The 19,565-nt window shown below is 46.1% G+C and carries 16 protein-coding genes; 3 read left to right on the top strand and 13 right to left on the bottom strand.

The genetic code is table 11. From position 1 onward, the window contains the following. Positions 1-3: 3 nt before the first annotated feature. Positions 4-1,296: an SMODS domain-containing nucleotidyltransferase gene (locus OCU49_RS06905; RefSeq protein ID WP_261844247.1), complete on the bottom strand. Its 1,293-nt coding sequence runs from the start codon at positions 1,294-1,296 to the stop codon at positions 4-6. A 609-nt stretch (positions 1,297-1,905) separates the two neighbouring features. On the opposite strand from OCU49_RS06905, the gene OCU49_RS06900 reads away from it, so the two are divergent. Genes OCU49_RS06900 through OCU49_RS06890 form a run of 3 tightly spaced genes read left to right on the top strand, consistent with a single transcriptional unit; the run spans position 1,906 to position 3,622 of the window. Next, positions 1,906-2,775, top strand: coding sequence for a prepilin peptidase (locus OCU49_RS06900; RefSeq protein ID WP_261844246.1), 870 nt, complete (start codon positions 1,906-1,908; stop codon positions 2,773-2,775). A 2-nt stretch (positions 2,776-2,777) separates the two neighbouring features. After that, on the top strand, positions 2,778-3,374 hold the full coding sequence (gene coaE / locus OCU49_RS06895) for a dephospho-CoA kinase (protein WP_261844245.1): 597 nt from the start codon (positions 2,778-2,780) through the stop codon (positions 3,372-3,374). A 23-nt stretch (positions 3,375-3,397) separates the two neighbouring features. Further along, positions 3,398-3,622, top strand: coding sequence for a DNA gyrase inhibitor YacG (locus OCU49_RS06890; RefSeq protein WP_261844244.1), 225 nt, complete (start codon positions 3,398-3,400; stop codon positions 3,620-3,622). 26 nt (positions 3,623-3,648) lie between these two features. Here OCU49_RS06890 and OCU49_RS06885 read toward each other — a convergent pair whose 3' ends face one another. The 12 genes from OCU49_RS06885 to murD form a co-directional block, all read right to left on the bottom strand. Then, complete coding sequence (locus tag OCU49_RS06885; RefSeq protein WP_261844243.1) at positions 3,649-4,593, bottom strand: Nudix family hydrolase; 945 nt, start codon at positions 4,591-4,593, stop codon at positions 3,649-3,651. Positions 4,594-4,683: 90 nt separating this feature from the next. Continuing rightward, positions 4,684-5,901: a bifunctional glutamate N-acetyltransferase/amino-acid acetyltransferase ArgJ gene (argJ, locus tag OCU49_RS06880; RefSeq protein WP_261844242.1), complete on the bottom strand. Its 1,218-nt coding sequence runs from the start codon at positions 5,899-5,901 to the stop codon at positions 4,684-4,686. Between the two features lie 100 nt (positions 5,902-6,001). Further along, positions 6,002-8,734 (bottom strand): preprotein translocase subunit SecA, encoded by a 2,733-nt coding sequence (secA, locus tag OCU49_RS06875; RefSeq protein WP_261844241.1) that lies wholly within the window; start codon positions 8,732-8,734, stop codon positions 6,002-6,004. Between the two features lie 195 nt (positions 8,735-8,929). After that, positions 8,930-9,841: a UDP-3-O-acyl-N-acetylglucosamine deacetylase gene (lpxC, locus tag OCU49_RS06870; protein WP_261844240.1), complete on the bottom strand. Its 912-nt coding sequence runs from the start codon at positions 9,839-9,841 to the stop codon at positions 8,930-8,932. A 130-nt stretch (positions 9,842-9,971) separates the two neighbouring features. After that, on the bottom strand, positions 9,972-11,165 hold the full coding sequence (gene ftsZ / locus OCU49_RS06865) for a cell division protein FtsZ (RefSeq protein WP_261844239.1): 1,194 nt from the start codon (positions 11,163-11,165) through the stop codon (positions 9,972-9,974). A gap of 114 nt (positions 11,166-11,279) precedes the next feature. After that, the gene (ftsA, locus tag OCU49_RS06860) at positions 11,280-12,521 is read right to left on the bottom strand and encodes a cell division protein FtsA (protein WP_261844238.1); all 1,242 of its coding nucleotides are present in this window, start codon (positions 12,519-12,521) and stop codon (positions 11,280-11,282) included. 53 nt (positions 12,522-12,574) lie between these two features. Next, a complete protein-coding gene (locus OCU49_RS06855; protein ID WP_261844237.1) occupies positions 12,575-13,426 on the bottom strand; it encodes a cell division protein FtsQ/DivIB in 852 nt (283 codons plus the stop codon). Positions 13,427-13,428: 2 nt separating this feature from the next. Continuing rightward, positions 13,429-14,391 carry a D-alanine--D-alanine ligase gene (locus tag OCU49_RS06850; RefSeq protein ID WP_261844236.1) on the bottom strand — a complete coding sequence of 321 codons (963 nt, stop codon included), beginning with the start codon at positions 14,389-14,391 and terminating at the stop codon, positions 13,429-13,431. 1 nt (position 14,392) lies between these two features. Beyond that, positions 14,393-15,835 carry a UDP-N-acetylmuramate--L-alanine ligase gene (murC, locus tag OCU49_RS06845; protein ID WP_261844235.1) on the bottom strand — a complete coding sequence of 481 codons (1,443 nt, stop codon included), beginning with the start codon at positions 15,833-15,835 and terminating at the stop codon, positions 14,393-14,395. Beyond that, entirely contained in the window at positions 15,835-16,929 is a 1,095-nt protein-coding gene (gene murG / locus OCU49_RS06840) for an undecaprenyldiphospho-muramoylpentapeptide beta-N-acetylglucosaminyltransferase (protein WP_261844234.1), read from the bottom strand. The genes murC and murG overlap by 1 nt, the downstream gene beginning before the upstream one ends. Further along, positions 16,913-18,217 (bottom strand): putative lipid II flippase FtsW, encoded by a 1,305-nt coding sequence (gene ftsW / locus OCU49_RS06835; protein WP_261844233.1) that lies wholly within the window; start codon positions 18,215-18,217, stop codon positions 16,913-16,915. Before ftsW ends, murG begins: the two co-directional genes overlap by 17 nt. Beyond that, entirely contained in the window at positions 18,214-19,563 is a 1,350-nt protein-coding gene (gene murD, locus OCU49_RS06830; protein ID WP_261844232.1) for a UDP-N-acetylmuramoyl-L-alanine--D-glutamate ligase, read from the bottom strand. Before murD ends, ftsW begins: the two co-directional genes overlap by 4 nt. Positions 19,564-19,565 lie beyond the last annotated feature (2 nt).

Raw genomic sequence — 19,565 nt, 5'->3', positions numbered from 1 at the left:
CTCCTATCGAATAGGTACATCAATGCTATCACTGGCTACGACGACGCCATCTTTGATCGCATAACATTCAACCATGTGTTCACCTTTGAACTTGGTACTTTCCCTTCTCTTCTGATGCCCTGTGTCTTGCCAGATTTCACCTCTGATCTCATCTCTTTGTTCAGCTATAGAGCCTTGATTAAGCACTTTCCATTCGATGTTATAAGGTGGTGGTACATCAATATTAGTAACAGAGAACTCAAGCTGCTTATTAGCGAGCAAAGGCAGTCTCTTGGCTAGCATATGAGTTAACCAATGAGCTTGATAGCCCCTTTGCTCTACCCGACAATCGATAGAGAGATTGTAACTAATCTCGATAGGATATTTGTCACTGATGAACTCTTCTGTATCTCGCCAAGTCCTGGCCTCCGCAGATTTCTGAACATCTGTTGCAGCTGGGAAATTACGACCAAACACCTGTTTCCACTTCTTGTTGGCTGAAGCTTTCCCTTCTGCTTCTATAGCTTTCAAACAAAGGTTGTAAGCCTTCTTCGCTTTCCTCTGGAATTTCGACTTAACATAAACATGCTGTCTACTTCCTGGCGCTTTATAATAATCCTGATTAGGCTGTTCACTCAGATACTCAAAGAAGTCCCTGCATAGCTGATCGTAGAACTTGTACCCTTTATTGTTGTAAGTATCTGTAGATTGAAAAAAATTATAAACCATTGTATCTATGAGAAGGCCACCCATATTAACACCTTGCCTACTTTTCCAAGCTCTAACCATCTTGCATAGCTTGCGGACATTTGAAGTAATCTGGTTAGCCTCACGAATAGCCTTTATCTCAGGCTTTGGGTCGGTGTTCTTCCACTTCCCTCCATTCTTTGTATCAGGATATTTGTAACTACCATTAGCCTGCTTGAATCCTGGAACCACTTCGACAACTTGGTCTCCAAATTCAATAACAACGACTTGTCCGTCTCCACGCATCTTAGTTTTGGGATACGAGACTTTTATGGCTTCTTTCATTTCTTGGAGAAGTACTGACTGCCTGCCTGTACCCTCTTCTTTAAATCTATCCCACTCAGAAACTGGCATCTCATAGATCATATCAAGATCAGAAATGCCTTTAATGGCAGTGAAGCGGCCGTAAGAGCCAACCTGCAAACTGTTATCAGTTTTAGACTCTGTATTACGGTATTTTTTGTTTAGCGCCTTAGTGATCTTTCCGTATCGATCACTAATCGTAGTTGCACTTGCTTCTGTGATCTTTAGGTTATCTACAAAAGAATTGAAGTCGTCCGCAACACTCATACTTGGCCTGTCCCTCACCATTTGATTAATAAGGGATAAATTGGGACTAAATACCAAATATCAAGCTTAACTTATATAAGATCTTAACAAGGTGTCCGACAAATCGGGGTAAAACCAAGGTGTCCAACAAATTGGAGGAAAACCAGCCCTTTACTGTTTAACCGAAACCGTAATTGAAGTACGGTATGGTCTATCTAGCTTGTGCTTACAAGCACCCCGCCTGAGGGGCCGTGCGCTTGCGCACGGGGCTGATCTTGTAGGGGTCACGATGATGGACTGGAACAGTCAGGAATCGATGACAAACGACATAAAAAAACTCGTTCCATTTTTAGGTTGAGTTCCATATTAATTATATGGACGATGTGTTTATTAAAAGTGTTCCAAAATTTGTTTTTTTATTAATCTATAACGTTATACGAGCATTTTTGGAACGATTACAAAAACCCCAAGCCACCCAAAGGCAAAAAAAACCATGAATAACAAGACACTTACTCACTCACGCACACGAATGAAACGTTTTTTGCCTGCTATAATATGAGGAAAACTATTTTTTTGACAAGCTAATCCAAACAAGTAAGCCGAACTGATAAACAAGTAAGAATCACATTTATGATCGTTGAATACATTTCAAACTCACTCTGGCTAGCTGTCAGTTTAACTATTATTTTTTCACTAATGATAGGCAGTTTTCTGAACGTAGTAATTTATCGTTTACCTATCATAATGGAACGAGAATGGTCCGAGCAAATTGCTGATTTTAGTGGAAATTCTTCTACCCAACCATCAACAGATAAATTCAACCTATGCGTGCCTGCATCAACATGCCCTGGTTGTCGGCACAAAATTCGCTGGTTCGAAAATATTCCCGTTATAAGTTACCTATTACTTCGCGGCGCCTGCTCTTCATGTAAAACTCGAATTTCTATTCGCTATCCACTAGTTGAATTAATAACAGGCTTACTCAGTGGATATATTGTTTACAGCTTTGGCTTTCATTACCTGAGTTTTGCACTCATTCTGTTAACCTGGTGTTTAATTTGCCTAACGCTGATTGATATCGATCATCAGTTACTACCTGACAAAATCACATTACCGCTCATCTGGCTTGGATTAATTTTTAACAGCTTCGAATACTTTACAACCCTACCGCAAGCATTGTGGGGTGCTATTCTCGGTTATCTGTCACTATGGAGTATTTACTGGATCTTCAAGTTACTAACCGGCAAGGAAGGTATGGGTTATGGGGATTTCAAGCTGCTGGCAGCGCTGGGAGCCTGGGCTGGTGCCAGCATGCTACCATTAATTATTCTTTTATCATCGCTGGTCGGAGCCATAATAGGCATCAGCATGATACTGATAAAGCGCCATGATTCGCAAAACCCTATTCCGTTCGGACCTTACCTGGCATGTGCAGGCTGGATAGCCATGCTTTGGGGACATGATATAACTGGCTACTATCTACATTTTCTTCAGGTATAAACATGCTGATTATGGGTATCACCGGTGGTATTGGCAGCGGTAAATCATCTGTATCTGAGCGCTTCAAAAAACTTGGTATTACCATTGTTGATGCAGATATTGTTGCCAGAGAAGTAGTGCAGCCCGGAACAGCAGCACTCAATAAAATCAGCCAGCATTTTGGAACAGAAACACTCAACACTGATAAGAGCCTTAATCGCTCAAGATTACGCAGTTTAATCTTCGCTTCTCCCAAGGAACGAGAATGGCTTGAAGCACTGCTACACCCACTAATTCGTGAGAGTATAGTCTCACAACTCAATTCAGCCGCCAGTCCTTATGCTATTTTAACCTCACCTTTGTTACTAGAAACCGACCAACATAAGCTGTGTCATACCATTGTGGTTGTCGATGTAACCGAAGAAATTCAGATTGAACGCAGCTGTTTACGAGACAATAATTCTGTCGAGCAAATACAAAAAATAATTGCTGCTCAAATACCCCGTCAGGAACGCTTAGACAAAGCTAATTACATCATCGATAATAGTGGTCCGCAATCTGCATTGAACCAACAAGTATCTGAGTTACATATGCAGTTTCTCGAAGCCTCAACGATATAAAATCACTCAGGAGAACCCAATAAATGAATAAGCCAATGGTTGATTGTCCTGAGTGCGGGAAGAAAAACGAATGGAGTGCAGAAAACCCTTACAGACCTTTCTGTAGTGAACGTTGCCGGACCATTGATCTTGGCGCCTGGGCCAGCGAATCATACCAAATTGCCAGCGAACCAGAACTAGATGATTACAGCAGCAGCTTCGAAGACCCTGAAAGTAAAATAGACGAAGCTAAGCCACGCTTACATTAATCACCATTTTCTTTCAAAAGGATAAATTACCAGTATTCGCGAATCGCACAGATCCCCTGTCCACCACTTTGACAACTCTGATCAACATCCTCTGCCGTCATTCCACCTAATGCATAAACAGGCAGAGGATAAGCATTAACCAACTCAGAAAATGCTTGCCACCCCATTGCCGGCTGCTCAGGATGTGTTGCTGTTGTCTTTACTGGCGATAAAGTCACAAAGTCCAGCCCCAGAGATACAGCCTTCTCAAGCTGCTCAATAGTATGACACGAAGCACTCAACCAACGCCCGCGAAACTCTGTACGCGTATTCAAAACCATTAACTTATCAGAGCTCAGATGCAATGCATTTACACCACAGTCATTAGCTTCAGCAACACTACCATTAAGACTAAGCACTACACCGTCAGCAGCATCAATAGTCGCTCTAATCTGTCGCGCTAAAGCAGTCCGCTCTGAAGAGCTCAGCTGATGTGCACGCAGCATTAACCACTGAGCGCCCCCTGAGATCGCTGCTACAGATTTTTTTACATATTCTGCAGTCCCGTTAGCATTACCAGTTATTGCGATACACTGTGGTAACAGCAAAGCATTGACAATTGGCGTATTAGCAGCTGGAAAGTCATACTGTTCAAGATTAGCAATATCAACCCATTCTAGCGGCTGCCCTTCAGCACCATGGGGCACACCTGAAAAACCAGAAACTTTATATACGTCCAACAGTACGGATTTATCCGGATAATGATAAGGCACCTGAATTAGCGGTCGGGTTGCCGCATGATCAATCTGAATGTCCAGCTCTTCGTCAAGCTCACGTGACAGTGCTTCAAGCACTGATTCATTTGCCTCAACCTTCCCTCCGGGAAACTCCCAAAGGCCGCCCTGATGCTGCTGCTTACTTCGTAAAGCAAGTAACACCTGACCTTCAGGATTAAAAATGGCAGCAGCGGCAACATGAATCAATTTAGTCATAGTTTAATCGATAGCTTTCAATAATTAGCCTTAACAAGCGGCTTTTCTGAATGAGTAGTTATAAGTACTTAGTCAGGACTCTCTTATAGATTAAGAACGATAATCCGCATTTATAGACACGTAGTCCTTACTTAGATCCGTCGTCCAGACCGTCTCAGCAACATCGCCGCGATTAAGCACGATACGAATAGTGATCTCTTCCTCATTCATAGCCGCCTGGCCAGCCTCCTCTGTATAGTTTGAAGCCCGACCACCCTCCTCGACAATACAAATATCACCAAGATATATCTGCAATGCATCCACATCCAGGTTATCAATACCGGCATAACCAACAGCTGCAAGAATACGCCCCCAGTTAGGATCACTGGCAAATAACGCAGTTTTTACTAATGGAGAATGGGAAACAGCATAAGCAGCCAATAGTGCTTCAGCAGAAGTTTCTGCTTGCTCTACGGCAACAGTTATAAATTTAGTAGCACCTTCACCGTCTCTTACAATCGCCTGGGCCAGCTGTAGCATAATGTCATCAAGAGCGTCATTAAAAGCAACAAACAAAGCCTCATCAGCCTCTGTAATTTGCAGCTTTGAAGCCCCGGTCGCTATTAACATACAAGAATCATTGGTTGAAGTATCACCATCAATCGTTACCCGGTTAAAGGTCTTGTCTGCTGAGCGCTTAAGCATTCTTTGCAACAATTCAGCATCTACAGCCGCATCAGTAGCGACATAGGCCAGCATAGTTGCCATATTTGGCCTGATCATGCCTGCACCTTTAGAAATCCCGCTAAAGGTAACTATCTGCCCCTGATACTCAAACTGAGTCGAGTAAGCCTTAGGACGTGTATCAGTCGTCATAATGCCGCTGGCGGCATCCAACCAGCCGTTATCAGAAAGCGCATCAAACGCAGCAGGTACTGCAGCAGTAATACGCTCAACCGGTAACTTTTCACCAATAACTCCTGTTGAGAAAGGCAACACCTCTTCGAGCTTTACACCTGCATGATCAGCGACTACCTGACAACACACCAACGCATCTTCATGGCCTTCTTTACCTGTGCCTGCATTAGCATTGCCGGTATTAATAACCAGATAACGCGGCTTACCTGACTGAAGATTAGCTTTGCAAATACGCACTGGTGCGGCACAAAACTGATTCAGCGTAAAGACACCGGCAACAGTTGCGCTTTCATCCAGTTCCATCAAAACCAGATCTGGACGTCCTGGTGTTTTCACACCCGCTGAAGTTGTTCCAACACGTATACCTGCAACCGGCTTAAGCTCCGGGATTACACCGCTTCCTACTGCCATTTCTTTTTCTCCAACCAAAAGAAAGCAGCCAGGCTGCTTTCTTAAGTAAATTTTGTAATCTAAGGGCTACTAAATTATGAAGTAGCCCCGGCATATGTCATTAGTTTAACTTACCATGACATTGCTTATATTTTTTACCTGATCCACATGGGCAAGGCTCATTCCGGCCAACTTTCTTCTCATCACGAACAAAAGTCTCGGCAACAGGTTCTGCGGAAGCTTCTCCATGCTCTTCGTCCATTGCGGATTCAGTATCATGTTTGAAATCCATCTGCTGACGTTCAGCCTGCTCCCGGCGTTGTTGCTCCATTGCTTCAATTTCTTCAGGTTGACGAATCTGTACGTTGCTGAGAATTTTTACAACATCTGTCTTGATATTTTCCAGTAGCTGCTCAAACAGGATGAAAGATTCACGCTTATATTCCTGCTTCGGATTCTTCTGCGCATAACCGCGCAAATGAATACCCTGACGCAGAAGATCCATAGCCTGAAGATGCTCTTTCCACAATGTATCAAGCACCTGTAGCATTACCTGCTTCTCAAAGGTCCGCATATTATCCAAGCCGACCATGGCTTCCTTGGCGTGATAGTCTTCCACTATTTGCTGTTCAATTTTTGAACGCAGGGATTCTTCATGCAAAGTATCATCAGTATCCAGCCACTGCTGAATAGACAACTGCAAACCAAACTCGCTTTCGATATGCTTTTCAAGACCTGCAATGTCCCACTGCTCGTCCAGACTTTGCGGAGCAATAAAAGTATCAACACCTTTATTAATCACTTCACTGCGAATAGCGGTGACAGTTTCAGAAACATCGCTACTTGCCATCAGCTCATTACGCTGCTCGTATACCGCACGACGCTGATCATTCGCAACGTCATCATATTCCAGTAACTGCTTACGAATATCGTAGTTACGACCCTCGACCTTACGCTGAGCTTTCTCAATCGCATTTGATACCATCTTATGTTCGATGGCTTCACCTTTCTCCATACCCAGAGCCTGCATGAACTGACGAACACGCTCAGAGGCAAAGATACGCATCAGGTCATCTTCAAGTGATAAGAAGAAACGCGAAGAACCATTATCGCCCTGACGACCCGCCCGGCCTCGCAGCTGATTATCAATCCGGCGAGACTCGTGTCGCTCTGTACCAATAATATGCAAACCGCCAGCTTCCAGAACCGCATCATGGCGTTTCTGCCATTCAGCAGTAGCTTCTACAATTTCTGCTTCAGAAGGGTTATCTAACTTATCCAGTGCAGCTTCCAGTTTACCGCCCAACACAATATCAGTACCACGGCCTGCCATGTTGGTTGCAATGGTAATTGCTCCCGGACGCCCTGCTTCAGCAATAATACCAGCCTCACGACCATGGTTTTTCGCATTCAATACATTATGCGGTACGTTCTTCTTCGTCAGGAATGCAGAGATCAATTCGGAAGATTCAACTGATGCGGTACCAACCAATACAGGACGCTTCTGCTCAACACATTCTTCAATCTCGGTAACAATTGCTTCGTATTTCTCAGCAACGGTCAGGAACACTAAGTCGTTATAATCAATCCGGGCAACCTCTACATTGGTTGGAATAACCACTACATCCAACGCATATATCTGACGCAATTCGAATGCTTCAGTATCAGCAGTACCAGTCATACCGGAAAGGGTTTCATATAAACGGAAGTAGTTCTGGAAAGTAGTAGAAGCTAACGTCTGGCTTTCCTGATTAATATGCACGCCTTCTTTCGCTTCAACTGCCTGATGTAACCCTTCAGACCAGCGACGGCCTGGCATAATCCGGCCTGTATGCTCATCAACGATAACCACCTGACCATCCTGCACAATATAGTCATTATCGCGCTGGAACAGGTTATGAGCACGCAAGGCAGCCAGAACATGATGCAAAAGGCTCAGGTTATGAGGTGCATATAGACTTTCACCTTCACCTAAGATGCCCTTTTCAACCAATACCTCTTCAATTTTCTGGTGACCTTGCTCGGTCAGCTCAACACTTTTGTTCTTCTCATCAACGGCAAAGTCACCGTCAACTTCTTCTTCACTCTTAGGGTCAATTTCACCATCAAAACGACGTAGTCCCGGTATCAGAGTATTCATCTGCCGATAAAGCTCAGAGCTGTCTTCAGCAGGACCAGAAATAATCAGAGGGGTACGGGCTTCATCGATAAGAATGGAGTCAACTTCATCGACCACTGCATAATGGAAATCTCGCTGAACCTTATCTTCAACGCTGAATGCCATGTTATCGCGCAAATAATCGAAGCCGAACTCATTGTTTGTGCCGTAAGTAATGTCAGACTGATAAGCTGCACGCTTACTTTCTGCATCCTGACCGGACAGAATTACACCTACGCTTAAACCAAGAGATTCATAAAGTGGACGCATCCACTCTGCATCTCGGCTTGCCAGGTAATCGTTCACAGTAACAACATGAACACCTCTGCCGGTTAACGCTCGCAAATATACAGGCGCAGTTGCTACAAGTGTTTTACCTTCACCTGTCCGCATCTCAGCAACCTTACCATCATGCAAGGTAATACCACCGATAAACTGTACATCAAAGTGGCGCATTCCCATGACACGCTTAGATGCTTCACGGACAGTCGCGAACGCTTCCGGCAAGAGCTGTTCTATCGTCTGCCCATCTGACAGTCTTTGTTTGAATTCTTTCGTTTTTAACTTCAGCTGTTCATCGCTGAGAGACTCAAGGTCAGCTTCAAGGGCGTTGATCTGTTTTACGACCTTACCCATCCGCTTGAGTTCACGATCATTTTTACTACCAAATACTTTCTTTAACATCGAGGTGAGCATAATGTGACTTTTAACCCTTGAGACACGTGAGCGGCTGACATCTATGCCGCTGTTCTAAACTATTATTGGCCAAGCATTCTACCTCTATTGGGGCAATAAGTTGAATCTCAACCGCGAATATTTTTAAAGACATAAAAAAACCGGGCTTAACCCGGTTTTAATCAATATAAGTACTGCCTGTCGGCAATATATACCTTACGCCAAAATCGGTTTCAGGTAAGAAATAGGCACTGCTGAATCTTGCTCTTCGAAAGTAACAACTTCCCAGGCATCTTCATTCTCTAATAACTTGCGCAAGAGAAGATTGTTTAAATAATGACCAGACTTAAAGCCGTGGAACTCACCAATTAAACTCTTGCCCAGCAAATAAAGATCACCTACAGCATCCAAAACTTTATGCTTTACGAACTCATCATCGTAACGCAGGCCGTCTTCATTCAAAATGCGATAGTCATCGACAACAATAGCATTATCCATACTGCCACCCAGAGCCAGATTCTGAGCACGTAAATATTCAATATCGCGCATAAAACCAAAAGTACGCGCGCGACTTACTTCTTTAACGAATGACGTACTGGAGAAGTCAAGACAAGCTTCCATATTGCGATCGGCAAACGCAGGATGGTCGAAGTCAATTGTAAAACCTACCTTGAAACCTTCAAAAGGCTTAAAAGTGGCAACTTTATCATCCATAGAAACAGATACTTCCTGTTTAATACGAATAAATTGTTTTGGTGCATCCTGTTCTTCAATACCGGCAGACTGAATCAGGAAAACGAAAGGCGCAGCACTGCCATCCATGATCGGCACTTCTTCAGCACTCAGCTCAACATAGGCATTATCAATACCCAGACCAGCCATCGCCGATAACAAGTGCTCTACTGTGGAAACCCGAACATCGCCTTTTTGCAAATTTGTCGACAGAGTAGTATCGCCAACATTCTTAGCACTGGCCTGAATTTCTACCGCAGGCTCAATATCAACCCGACGAAACACAATACCCGTATTAACCGGCGCAGGCTTAAGCGTCAGGTAAACTTTCTGTCCTGTGTGCAGCCCCACTCCGGTAGCTTTAATACTGTTTCTTAGCGTGCGTTGTCCGATCATATTCTCTGCCAATTTTTGAGTCGCCTGTTAACCCGACATTGTAACAAAAATTGCTGCGATACAGCAATCCCGTTTACAGTTCATTTTTACTCGCTAATGCTGACTAAATCTACAGTCTGGCGCTGCTTTACTAGTCAGCCTGGCGACGTAAAAAAGTAGGAATATCAAGATATTCGCTATCGGTTTCTCCATCGTTTTCATTGGACACGGCTGAAGCGGATAGTTCCCCTGTCTCTGAATTATTTTCTGCGCGCAGATCTTCACCTTTACGACGCAGTACCGCAGGCATTTCCAATTGCTTCAGATCCAGACTGCCATCGGGCTTACGATTCTGGCTTACAACTTTAACGGTATCCTCTACTGAAGCACCACCATCAATACCTGTCGCAACAACCGTTACCTTAATTTCGTCCTCAAGCGCCGGATCAATAACGGTTCCAATGACGACAGTTGCTTGCTCAGAGGCAATTTCTTCAACCACCTGACCCACTTCAGAAAACTCACCCAGTCCTAAATCAGGACCAGCTGTTATATTTACCAGAATACCGCGGGCGCCATTCAGATCGATATCTTCCAATAACGGACTGCTAATAGCAGCATTGGCAGCTTCAGTACCGCGATTTTCACCACGTGCGGTGCCTGACCCCATCATCGCAGTTCCCATTTCCGACATCACTGTACGCACGTCTGCAAAGTCAACGTTAATCATACCCGGACGAATAATCAGGTCAGCGATCCCTTGCACAGCTCCCTTCAGGACATCATTCGCCGCATTAAACGCATTAATCAGTGTGCATTGCCGGCCTAATGCCTGCATCAGCTTTTCGTTTGGTACAATAATCAGTGAATCAACGTTCTCACGTAGCTCGCGAATCCCATCCTCGGCATACTGTACACGCTTCTTACCTTCAAACGGGAAAGGCTTTGTCACCACAGCAACCGTAAGAATACCCAGCTCTTTAGCGACTTCAGCAACAATAGGCGCAGCGCCCGTTCCTGTGCCTCCCCCCATACCGGCAGTAATAAACACCATGTCAGCACCGCTTAGCATTTCAGCTATTTTTTCACGGTCATCCACAGCGGCTTTGCGTCCGATATTAGGATCAGCTCCAGCCCCCAGGCCTTTTGTCATCTGTCCACCGATTTGCAGCAAAGTTTTTGCTTCCATACGGTCCAGAGCCTGAGCATCGGTATTTGCGCAAATGAAATCAACGCCATCAACATCTGTTGATACCATATGCTGAACTGCGTTACCGCCACCACCGCCAACGCCTACTACTTTAATCACCGCGTTTTGCGCGAGATCATTTACTAATTCAAACATATCCCTTTCCTCCAGATTCAGTGCCTGACCCACACCGGTTTCTGTAAACTCTTTGTATCTTATAATTACGCTTGGCCCTTAAGGCCCCCGAGTTTGCGAACACGCCGCAACCCCTTAAAAATTCCTGGCGAACCACGCCTTCATACGACTAAGTAATGGCTCTACCGGTTCACGCGACTCACTGACCGAACGCTCTGCAGTAAAGTTACGCTGCTGTAATGCACCGGCTGGTAACTCTCTCTTTGCATGCTGTAATAACCCAATACCTGTGGCATAAATCGGACTGGCAAGAATATCCTCCATTCCCCGTACACCTTTGGGTAATGCCAGTCTGACCGGCATATGAAACACCTCTTCAGCCAGTTCTACCGCACCTTCCATCTTAGCGGTACCACCGGTAAGCACGATGCCTGCAGCTACCATGTCTTCAAAACCACTGCGACGTAACTCTGCCTGAATCAGCGTAAACAACTCGTCATAACGCGGCTCAACAACCTCTGCCAATGCCTGACGGGATAAATCCCTGGCTGGCCGGTCACCGACACTGGCAACCTTAATCATTTCCTCTGGCCCGGTTAACTGCGCCAGACAGCAGGCATATTTTTTCTTCACATCTTCCGCATGCTGAGTAGGTGTACGTAATGCCATCGCAATGTCATTTGTTACCTGATCGCCAGCGATCGGAATAACTGCGGTATGACGTATAGCACCAGCAGTAAAAACGGCAATATCTGTTGTCCCACCGCCCATATCGACCATACAAACGCCGAGTTCTTTCTCATCCTCAGTCAGCACGGCATAGCTTGACGCCAACTGTTCCAGCACACTGTTATCAACCTCGAGACCACAACGCTGCACACATTTTTCAATATTCTGCACAGCATTCACCGCACCGGTAACCAGATGCACTTTAGCTTCCAGACGCACACCAGACATGCCTAAAGGTTCACGGATGCCCTCCTGGTTATCGATAACGTATTCCTGAGGCAGAATATGCAATATCTTCTGATCTGCCGGAACCGCTACAGCCTGAGCAGCATCAAGTACTCTTTCAAGATCATATTCCAGAACTTCTCTGTCACGGACTGCAACAATCCCATGAGAGTTCATACTCTTAATATGACTTCCTGCAATGCCCACCGTCACTGAATGGATTTTACAGCCAGCCATTAACTCAGCTTCTTCCACCGCTCGCTGAATTGACTGCACTGTCGACTCTATATTTACCACTACACCACGCTTAAGACCGCGGGATACATGCGAGCCAATACCAACAATATCAATCCCACCATCAGGACTGATCTCTGCAACCAGACAGACCACCTTAGAAGTACCGATATCCAGGGCGACAATCATATTATTTCCAGGCTCATTCACGAACTACCTACCCACTTGTCTCGTATCTGCCACTAACCTAACCCAGCAGAATTATCCGGTTGTGGCCGCCATTTAACCGCCACACCATTTTCATATCGAACATCAATACGGTCGACTCGACCCGCTTCAATGTCATCCTTTAACCTTAACTGATACAAGCTGACAAACCGCTCCAACCTGCCTACTAAATCTTCTCGCCCCAGCACCAGTGTCACGCCATTTTTCAGCTTTAGTGACCATGCCCCTCTCGCTTCCATCTGCAGAGAGTCCACCTGTAATTGCAGATTCCGCAACCGCTGACTCAACTCATAATATTGCGCCATCATCTGAGCGGTATTACTTGATGGCCCTTCCAACAAAGGTAACTGCTGATACTTCTCTGCATCTTCAGGCCAAAAAATATCGCCTTCGTGATTCAGCAAACCATTACCACCCCAGCGCGCTACAGGGACCTCTTCTTTTACTTCCAACACCAGACTAGCAGGCCACTGACGTTCAACATTTACCTGAAACACCCAGGGATGCGCCTGTGCTTCATCTTTTACCCGCGCTATATCGGTTGACATTAGCCCCCCATCTACAGCTGCCAGACTATTGTTTGCCAACTCTGTTTTATCCAAAAAACGCGTCTGACCTTTAACCGTCAAATGCGTAACAGGCTGATCCAGCCACACATATACTTTTTCAACTGCACTGTTTGCCAAAGATGCAAACACCAATACTGCAGTCAATAAAGTCACAGGCTTCAACCACCAGTCGGTTTGCCATGAAACAGAGAATCGCCAGGTATGCTTTTCAGTTACCACAGACTCAGGCTCAACCCGGGTACGCGAAGCACCCCTCGGAGCAGGGCTCACCGGTTCCTGAGCATCTGTGGCAGCCATACTTACAACGTTCCCTGCAAAATACTCACAACCAACTTTTCAAAACTCATTCCAGCTTTACGAGCAGCCATTGGCACCAAACTATGGTCAGTCATACCTGGCAAAGTATTCACTTCCAGTAACTGGAAGCCCACCCCTGGCAACTGCATAACATCAACTCTGCCCCAGTCCTTACAGCCCACCATATTGAAAGCATTAACCGCTAAAGCCATTAGTTCAGTTACTTCGGCTTCACTCAATTCATTATCAAAATGATACTGAGTTTCTTCCGATTGATACTTCGCTTCAAAATCATAAAAATCATTAGGCGTTTCAAGGCGAATGACAGGTAAAGCCTCACCGTTTACAACTGTCACTGTAAACTCAGGGCCTTCGATCCATTGTTCAGCTAATACTGCTCTGTCATATTGCACAGCTTCAGTAAAGGCAGCCTTCAAACCAGGCAAATCGGTTACCTTACTCATGCCGATACTGGAACCTTCATGAGCAGGCTTAACGATTATCGGAAATTCTAAACGTTCAGCCACTGCTGCAAAATCAGTATCCGCAGTAAGCAATTCATACGCCGGTGTCGGCATACCTGCACCCTGCCAGATTTGCTTACATTTAACTTTATCCATACCCAGTGACGAAGCCATCACACCGCTGCCGGTATAAGGCTTATTCATAATTTCCAGCAACCCCTGTAAAGTTCCGTCTTCGCCGCCCCGTCCATGTAAGATCAAAAAAGCCCGGTCGAACTCAGCATCCATCAATTGCTTAACCGGTGATAATCCGGCAACCAGATTTTCACCGTCGCCACACAGATCCAGTCCGAAGGCATTTACACCAGCATTCAGTAAAGCTTTAAGAACTTCAGCACCACTTTTTAGCGATACTGACCGCTCAGCTGAATTACCACCATAAATCACCGCAACCCGGCCAAACTGACCAGCTAATTGCGCATCAATTCGAAAATCTGCCATGTCAGACCTCCTGCACACTGCTTAAATCAAGCGATTTAAGGCGATGTGCCAACGCAGTAATATCACCTGCCCCCTGGGTCAGTAACAAATCTCCTGGCTGTAACAGGTTCTTCAGGATTTCAGGTACCGCATCCAGAGACTCAACAAACACCGGATCAATGCTGCCACGCTGGCGAATACTGCGGCATAAACTACGGCTATCAGCACCTGCAACAGGTTCTTCACCTGCGGCATATACTTCCATTAATAACAACACATCCACATCAGACAATACCTGAACAAAGTCTTCGTAAAGATCGCGGGTTCGGCTATATCGGTGTGGTTGATTGATCATCACCAGACGCCGTTCTGGCCAGCCATCTTTAACGGCCTTAATCGTTGCCTGAACTTCCCGGGGGTGATGGCCATAATCATCCACTAGCATGACTTCACCACCTTCAACCGGGATATCACCCAATACTTGGAAACGTCGGCCAACACCCTGGAATTTTTCCAGTGCCCGGCTTATCGCTTCATCATCAATTCCTTCATCGCTGGCCACTGCAATAGTTGCCAACGCATTAAGCACGTTATGATGACCCGGCATATTCAGGGTAACCTGTAAATCCGGACGTCCGTCTGGACGAGTAACCGTGAAGTGTGTATGCATTCCATGCTGGCTGATATCAATAGCACGATAATCCGCTCCTTCCTCGATACCGTAAGTCACCATCGGCCGACCAATATCCGGCATAATTTCACGAACAACCGGATCATCATGGCAAAGTATTGCCAGACCGTAGAAAGGCAAATTATGCAAAAAATCCACAAAGGTTTTTTTCAGCTTGCCGAAATCGCCGCCATAGGTATCCATATGATCAGCATCAATGTTGGTCACAATAGCCACCATCGGCTGCAAATGCAGGAATGAAGCATCACTCTCGTCAGCTTCTGCAACCAGATATCGGCTACCGCCCAATTTAGCATTGGTACCCGCACTGTTAAGACGGCCACCGATTACAAATGTAGGATCAAGCTCCCCTTCAGCCATGACTGACGCCAGCAGACTGGTAGTGGTGGTCTTACCGTGTGTCCCGGCAACCGCAACACCGTGACGATAACGCATCAGCTCAGCCAGCATTTCGGCACGGCGTACAACCGGTATCCGGCGTTCACGGGCTGCTTTTACTTCAGGGTTTTCTTCATTCACTGCAGTAGAAGTAACAACAACATTGGCAGCCGTAATATTATCTTCACTATGGCCGATGAATATCTCAGCCCCCATCGAAGCGAGATGCTGGGTCGTTGCTGATACTTTGATATCAGAACCACTGATCTGATATCCCTGGTTCAGTAATACTTCAGCAATGCCGCACATACCTACGCCACCTATACCGACAAAATGTATCCGCCGAATCCGGCGCATTTCTGGTACGTCATGTCTCGTCACTGTTGACTGTGTCATTATTTCATTTCCTCAAGGCATGCTCTGGCAACAACTTCTGTTGCCTCAGGTCGACCCAAGCGTTTGGCCGACTGCGCCATTTCTAATAATTTGTCCCGTTGAGACAGCTCATCTGTCAGCAACGTCATTAAACGATTCTTATCCAGATCCCGCTGCTGCACTAATACGGCAGCTCCCTGCTCAGACAGATAGCGTGCATTACCTGTCTGATGATCATCAACTGCATACGGGAACGGCACTAATATCGCCGCCGCTCCAGCAATACTTAGCTCACTGACCGTAAGCGCACCTGCACGGCATAGAACCACATCCGCCCAGCCATAGGCTTCATCCATACGATCAATAAAATCAACTACCCTAATATCATCCCGCTCTGATAATCCGGCAGATGCATAAGCCTGTTTTGTAGCGTCAATATTACGCTTACCCGCCTGGTGTAACACTTCGAACTGACCTTCAGGTAACTCCTGCAATACTTGTGGTAGTAAGGTATTAATTGCCTGAGCACCTAAGCTACCACCGACAACTAATAAACGTAACGCACCATTACGTTCAGAAAATCGCTTTGCAGGTTCCGCTAATTGCAGGATATTACCCCTGACAGGATTACCCACTACCTGAGTTTTAACCTTATCGTTAAAGGCACCACCAAAAGCCTCCATCACAACGCAGGCTACTTTAGCTAACAACTTATTCGTCATCCCGGCAGCAGCATTCTGCTCATGTACGATAACCGGTACACCTGACAAATACGCTGCGGCACCACCAGGACCGGAAGCGAAGCCTCCCATCCCCAACACTGCATCCGGCTTCACCTGACGTAATACACGCAACGCCTGATAACAGGCCTTTAATAATTTAAAAGGCGCCAGTAACAAGCTCAACTTGCCCTTGCCACGTAAGCCAGTTACATCAATACAGTGCAACTTAATATCCGCATCAGGCACAACCCGTGCTTCAATACCTGCGGCCGTTCCCAGCCACTCAACGTTAACACCTTGTTCCCGCAATAAATCAGCGCATGCCAGTGCCGGGAATACATGCCCCCCGGTTCCACCAGCCATGACCAGTAAAGTTTTATGCGCTACTGACATTTATTGCCTCTCGAGATTTACCGTATTCTGATGAAACATCTGTGGCTGCCGCCTTCTTTTTAACTTTTTTCTTAGTCTGCTTTTCAGGTACAGCCTTTTCTACTTTCTCTTTGGGCTGTAACCGTAAGACTTTCAACTCATAATCAATCCGTAGCACCATAGCTAACATAGCTGCGCATACCAGCAAACTACTGCCGCCATAACTAAGCAGCGGCAAGGTAAGCCCTTTGGTTGGTAAAGCACCAACATTTACCCCAACATTTATCAGTGCCTGCGCAGCCAGCATGATGCCAAAACCATAAGCGACATAGCTCATGAAAAACTGTTCCTGCTTTTCAGCCTGCCGCCCAATAATAAAAATACGCAGTACCAACACCACATATAACGCCACGACAAACAAAGCGCCGACACCGCCCATTTCTTCAGCCAAAACTGAAAACACAAAATCAGTGTGCGCTTCAGGCAAATAAAACAGCTTCTGTACACTGTTACCCAAGCCCGTACCAAACCAGTCACCGCGACCAAATGCAATTTGCGCCTGTGCCAGCTGATAACCGCTACCATAAGGATCCGCCCAGGGATCCAGAAAGGTCTGTAAGCGCTGCATCCGGTATGGCTGCACTACTGCCAACGTAGCGATTACCGATAAACAACCGGTAACCACCAGTAAAAACTGTCCGAACTTCATACCACCTAAAAAAATCATGCCCATTACTGTTCCCATAAGCACAACAGCAGCACCAAAATCAGGCTCAAGAATCAGTAACAATACAAAAAACGCTAAAGGTAACGCTGGCTTGGCAACACCTTTCCAGCTGGAACGCACTTCAGATAAGCGCCGCACCAGATAACCCGCCAGATAAATAACCATACTGAATTTGGCAATTTCAGATGCCTGCAGATTAATCGGACCAAAACCAATCCAACGGGTACTGCCATTAACTTCCCGGCCAACCAGTAAAACCAACACCAGCAAAGCCAAACCAACAAACAATAACCAGGGACCTGTTCGCTGCCACAACGCCATGGGAATCCGAGTTACAATTACAGCTCCTGCCAGCCCCAGCAAAATAAAAATCCCATGCCGTATCATGTAGAAAAACGGATTGTTATTTTTAACTGATGCCACCTCAATAGACGCAGAACTGATCATCACAAAACCGATCAGCATCAAGCTTAAACCTGCCGCCAGTAACCAGGCATCAAATGGCAATACCTGATTAACAGGCGTTGCTATCTGCGGGCCGCTGTTAACGCCCCTTCCGGTCAACCGGCTAAACAGATTCATAGTGCCAGCACCGCGTCACAAAAAGCATCGCCACGGGCGGTAAAGCTGGCAAACATATCGAAGCTGGCGCAGGCAGGAGAGAGCAACACTATATCCCCTGGCTCTGCTAATACCTGCGCCTGCTTAACTGCTGCTGACATACTGTCAGTGTAAAAAGTATCCAGATCAGTAATTGCAGCCAGCTTTGCCGCATCCTCACCAATCAAAACCAAAGCACGTCCATGCTGTCGCAATGGCAGACTTAAGGCGTCAAACTCAGCACCTTTACCTTGCCCACCAGCAATCAGGATAACTTTCTGCTCGCCGGAAAGAGTCGCTCCCAAACCATTCAGAGCAGCTTCAGTCGCACCAACATTGGTCCCTTTGGAGTCATTAAAATAATTAACCCCATTCAATTCAGTTACCCACTGACAACGATGCCGTAAACCCGCAAAGCTCTGCAGTGTTTTCAACATAACAGCCATGGGTAAATCTGCTGCATCACCCAGCGCCAGAGCAGCAAGTGCATTCGCCACATTATGACCACCCTGCAACTTCATTGACTTAACCGGCATCAGGCCCTGCAGACCTTTTGCTAACCATGCTTCGCCATTTTGCTGAATGACACCAAAGTCCTGCAAATCCGGTTTACCCAGGCCAAAACTGCAACGTTTAACCTGTTCAGGCAGTAAAGGGGTTGTCAGTGCATCATCACGGTTAGTTACAACTTTCTGTGCACCCCGATATACCCGGTGTTTCGCCTGATAGTACAACTGCATATTGTTATCATATCGATCGAGATGATCCGGGCTGATATTCAGAACAGTGGCTACCGCCGGGCGTAAATCATGCGTTGTTTCCAGTTGAAAACTGGACAGTTCCAACACATATAAATCCTGCTCACCTTCTTTGAGCATATCCAGAACCGGCGTGCCTAAATTGCCGCCAATACCCGTATCTATGCCGGCATCCTGAGCCATCTGACCGACAAGACTTGTGACTGTGCTCTTAGCGTTAGAGCCAGTAATCGCAATGACAGGCGAAGAGGTCTGGCGGCAAAACAGATCAATATCGCCGGACAACTTTACACCCGCCTCTACTGCCTGCTGAATTGCTGGCTGATCCTTAGCCACTCCAGGACTGAGCAATAACTCACCTGCCGCACACAACAGCTCTGCATTGAGTGGACCACAGTAAACGTCTGCATCCGGAAATTCCGTTTTTATCGCATCAAGGTTCGGTGGTACATCACGGGTATCCATCAGCGCAAAGGGTAAACCTTCTCGCGCAAGAAACCGGGCACAAGAAAGCCCGGTTTGTCCTAACCCGATGACGATACGGCGATTATCAGATGCAATCAGCGTCACAG

Origin of the sequence: Aliamphritea ceti, assembly GCF_024347215.1 — a bacterium.
Taxonomy (GTDB): Bacteria; Pseudomonadota; Gammaproteobacteria; order Pseudomonadales; family Balneatricaceae; genus Amphritea; species Amphritea ceti.
This window is presented reverse-complemented; position numbering and strand designations above follow the sequence as displayed.

Coding starts and splice junctions, on each gene's coding strand:
- coaE (WP_261844245.1), top strand. CDS start 2,778: ATGCTGATTATGGGTATCACCGGTGGTATTGGCAGCGGTAAATCATCT.
- murC (WP_261844235.1), bottom strand. CDS start 15,835: ATGACACAGTCAACAGTGACGAGACATGACGTACCAGAAATGCGCCGG.
- lpxC (WP_261844240.1), bottom strand. CDS start 9,841: ATGATCGGACAACGCACGCTAAGAAACAGTATTAAAGCTACCGGAGTG.
- OCU49_RS06900 (WP_261844246.1), top strand. CDS start 1,906: ATGATCGTTGAATACATTTCAAACTCACTCTGGCTAGCTGTCAGTTTA.
- murG (WP_261844234.1), bottom strand. CDS start 16,929: ATGTCAGTAGCGCATAAAACTTTACTGGTCATGGCTGGTGGAACCGGG.
- OCU49_RS06885 (WP_261844243.1), bottom strand. CDS start 4,593: ATGACTAAATTGATTCATGTTGCCGCTGCTGCCATTTTTAATCCTGAA.
- argJ (WP_261844242.1), bottom strand. CDS start 5,901: ATGGCAGTAGGAAGCGGTGTAATCCCGGAGCTTAAGCCGGTTGCAGGT.
- OCU49_RS06890 (WP_261844244.1), top strand. CDS start 3,398: ATGAATAAGCCAATGGTTGATTGTCCTGAGTGCGGGAAGAAAAACGAA.
- secA (WP_261844241.1), bottom strand. CDS start 8,734: ATGCTCACCTCGATGTTAAAGAAAGTATTTGGTAGTAAAAATGATCGT.
- ftsA (WP_261844238.1), bottom strand. CDS start 12,521: ATGATTGTCGCCCTGGATATCGGTACTTCTAAGGTGGTCTGTCTGGTT.
- OCU49_RS06905 (WP_261844247.1), bottom strand. CDS start 1,296: ATGAGTGTTGCGGACGACTTCAATTCTTTTGTAGATAACCTAAAGATC.
- ftsZ (WP_261844239.1), bottom strand. CDS start 11,165: ATGTTTGAATTAGTAAATGATCTCGCGCAAAACGCGGTGATTAAAGTA.
- OCU49_RS06855 (WP_261844237.1), bottom strand. CDS start 13,426: ATGGCTGCCACAGATGCTCAGGAACCGGTGAGCCCTGCTCCGAGGGGT.
- OCU49_RS06850 (WP_261844236.1), bottom strand. CDS start 14,391: ATGGCAGATTTTCGAATTGATGCGCAATTAGCTGGTCAGTTTGGCCGG.
- ftsW (WP_261844233.1), bottom strand. CDS start 18,217: ATGAATCTGTTTAGCCGGTTGACCGGAAGGGGCGTTAACAGCGGCCCG.